Annotated in this window: 1 protein-coding gene and 1 pseudogene; one reads left to right on the plus strand and one right to left on the minus strand. The window is 57.8% G+C overall.

The features are described from left to right. Positions 1-136: 136 nt before the first annotated feature. Positions 137-409, plus strand: a pseudogene (locus tag ACX12L_RS22830) (integrase core domain-containing protein); the annotation flags it as partial. A 26-nt stretch (positions 410-435) separates the two neighbouring features. On the opposite strand, the gene ACX12L_RS22835 reads toward ACX12L_RS22830, so the two are convergent. Beyond that, positions 436-2373 (minus strand): RIFT barrel domain-containing protein, encoded by a 1938-nt coding sequence (locus ACX12L_RS22835; RefSeq protein ID WP_459264558.1) that lies wholly within the window; start codon positions 2371-2373, stop codon positions 436-438. Positions 2374-3198: the final 825 nt, after the last annotated feature.

The raw sequence follows: 3198 nt of genomic DNA on the forward strand, positions 1-3198 counted from the left end.
GTCCTGCCGACTCGCACCAACTCCACCATCTGCTCTCGGAACTCCGCCGGATACGGCAGCCTTGTCTTGCCCATCTCGAACTCCTTGCTTTACAGCGTAAGGTGTCCGTCAAACCGGGGCAACTTCAAGTTCAGAGCTCGACTTCAGCCGACCAAGCAAGCCCACCGACAACGCCGCCGTAGAGAGCTTCAACGGCAGGCTTCGCCAGGAGTGCCTGAACGCACATTGGTTCTTGTCGTTGGCTGACGCACAGGCCAAGATTGGGGCTTGGCGCCAAGACTACAACGAGAGTCGTCCCCACTCTGCGCTGGGGTGGTCCACACCCGCTGATTTCGCCCGCCGATGCTGGCTGCAGCCAGCATCGGCGAATCCCGAGGAGCCGGAAGTTTCTACTTCTGAGCGGTACTGATTCGGGTACAGGGTCAGTCAATCTACTTACCGGGGAACGATGGCCCAGGTAGGATTGTTGAGGAAGTCTTTATCTATCGATGGTGTCTTCGCTTTCCATAGGGCATATGCACTGGCTGCATTGGGCACGCCCAGGTTCGATGCGGTGGCAAGCATTGCACGGGCGTTGGCCGCGTATCCGCCCGCTGATGTTGGGTAACTGCCAGGTTCGATGTCAAGGGCGCTATTACAGGCAATGCCAGGGAAGTTGACCTGTGCAAGCTCGCTCCAACTGGTGATCCACTTCCCGCTAGCATTTTTGAGTTGCAGGTAGTAGGCGGGGGCCTTTGCGAGGCAGAATCCCTGCGCTTCGTTTAGGAAGCGCCCCACTCCAAACTTGCTCACCCAATTCAGGAGATCTTTAGCCTTTGGTTCGTCAGCGTCTGCATGCTGAGCCATGACGATGGTCCAAAAGTCATTCTGCCAAGGTCCCACTTGGTCCATAGCGTACGGGTTCACGGGAGAGCCCATGGGCGAAACGTCTGCTAGGGGAGAGACAACCCAATTCTGGTAGAACCATTCAAGGTTGTTGGAAAGTCGGCGCTGAAAATAGGTTTTCATGGCGTGCGAATCAGGGATAATGCGGGAGGCTTCTCCCAGTGCGCGCATGGTCCATGCCTGCCCACGAACCTGATCTTCCCAAAGCAGACCCTGACCATACCCACGGTATCCAGGGCTCATTGCGGTCAGATTCCAAGCTGCCCAGAACGTCATTTCCTCTTGAAAGAATGCATCGCCGGTGATTAGGTACGGCACGTAGGCATATGAGGCTTGATGTGCAGTATCCGGATCCCAAATGGTGGTGCCATTGACAACGGCTGGCAGCATAGGTTGTGAAGTGCCACGCAGTGTCGATACATTCGGATAGCGATCCAGATCCAGAGGTTGATTTGATGATTCATCGCGATAGTGAATCGGGACGGCGCCCGCGACATCCGCATGGGCAAGCATCACTTCCTTCATGCGTTCGTCTTGAGAAACTAAGTAGAAAGCCGTCCATTGGGGCACTGGGCCGATTTCGGCTCGGCCACCTGTGGTGCCAAAAGCTGGCGTTAGCAGCAGGTTGGCCATCGGTCCCAGGTTGGCTTGGTTTATTTTGCTTTGTGTGTATTGGCTATAGAACGCAGAGAGTACGGACTCTGGAATGCTCAAGCTGAGGTCATAGTTCCAAATTGCCCTGCTCGCCATGAAGTACGGCATGCTATGGCGCACGCGTACCTGCGGCTCGGCCGTGGCCCCGGTCCACAGCACCTTGTGCCAGCGGGCGTGGTGGTAGTGGGTGAACTTGGGCTGGGTGTAGATGGTGCTGCCGTTGCGCTTGACGGCGAACGAATAGGTAATGTTGCCAGGGTTGGCCGTCCAGGTGCGGGTGTTTTCCATCACCACGTCGGTGCGGATGCGTTGGCCACCGTCCATCAGGCGGGCATGCAGCCTGGCTGTCAGGTGCGGGTGTGTGGCGCCGGTGGCCTTGTTCTTGAAGGGCAGGGCTACGGTGTATTCGTTGGCTACTGCGCCGGACAGGCGACGGCCCGCATTGCTGGCGATTTGTTTGACGAGATCGGCCTGGGGCTGCGCCACCAAGGTGGTGATGCTGCCGTTGGCGTCATACACCTGGGCTTCGAGTTCCAGGTTCCAGTCGGGATTGCTGGGAACGCTGGAGGTACCTGCGGATTTGGCGCCGGTATAGAGGTTGATGATTTTGCTTTGGCCAGGCTGCAGGTTGCTCAGTTGGGCGCTGAGGACGGCGAAGCGGGCTGAGCCGTCACGGTGGGAGGAGATTTCGTCTACCTGCAGTGGGATGGTGGCGCCGTCCACCTTGGCCACAAGTCCTTGGGTGGTGAACCGCCAGTCTCCAGCCTTGAACGGTTGTCCGAATGTGACGGGTACGGAGGCCTGAGGCTGGGAACTGGTGGATGCGACCTCCACGCAGGTGAACGCATCGGCCGCGCAGCTAAAGGGCGCCTTGGGGATAGGAGTGGGCGCGGGCGGTAGTGAGGGGGCCGTAGGGGCTGTGGTTGGCTGTGATGGCTTCGATGACGAAGACGAAGACGACGCTACGGGCTTGAAAGTAATCGACGTAGACGCTGCGTTCGTTGTGACCGGCGACATTGCTTCCGCAGCTAACTCGCTGCCGCTGCTGCCGCCCCCGCAGCCCGACAAAGTGGCTAGAACCAATAGGCCCGACAATGGCTGGCGGTAGCGGCTCTTGGAAAACTGGTTTCGCATCAGTGAAGCTTTCATATGTGGCTTTTGGCACTCGGTGTGGAGGCGTTCAGGTATCTATCGGCATGCGTTTCAACCGCTGTAGCCGTAATGCAGGGTACTAAGAGATAGGTATGGGGGTGGTTTCCCTAGGGTAGAACCGCTCAATGAGCGATTGCAGAATGGCTGTGGCTACGAACAAGGCGGAGCCCGGCCCAGGGAGCGACGCATTGTCTGGGCAGGCGCAACGCAAGGCGTAACTGGTTGTCGCGACAAAGAATTGCTGGGATTTCCGATGCTGCTCGGGCCGTAGCTTGGCCTAAGTCGGATGATGCGAGAACATAATTTTTACTATTGAAACGGCTGTACGCATTTAAGATGGCCCGCTGTATTTCAGGCACGGATCCAGCGGAAAGGGCTGTGTGTCACCGACCGGCATATTGGATCCACTCCATGATCGGCATATAGGCGCCACCCGCTGACCGGCGTAATGGAGCCAGGGCGTGATCGCCGTATTGGAGCCAGTCTCGGATCGGCGTAATGAGGCCA

The sequence above is a fragment of the Alicycliphilus sp. T452 genome, from assembly GCF_054512775.1.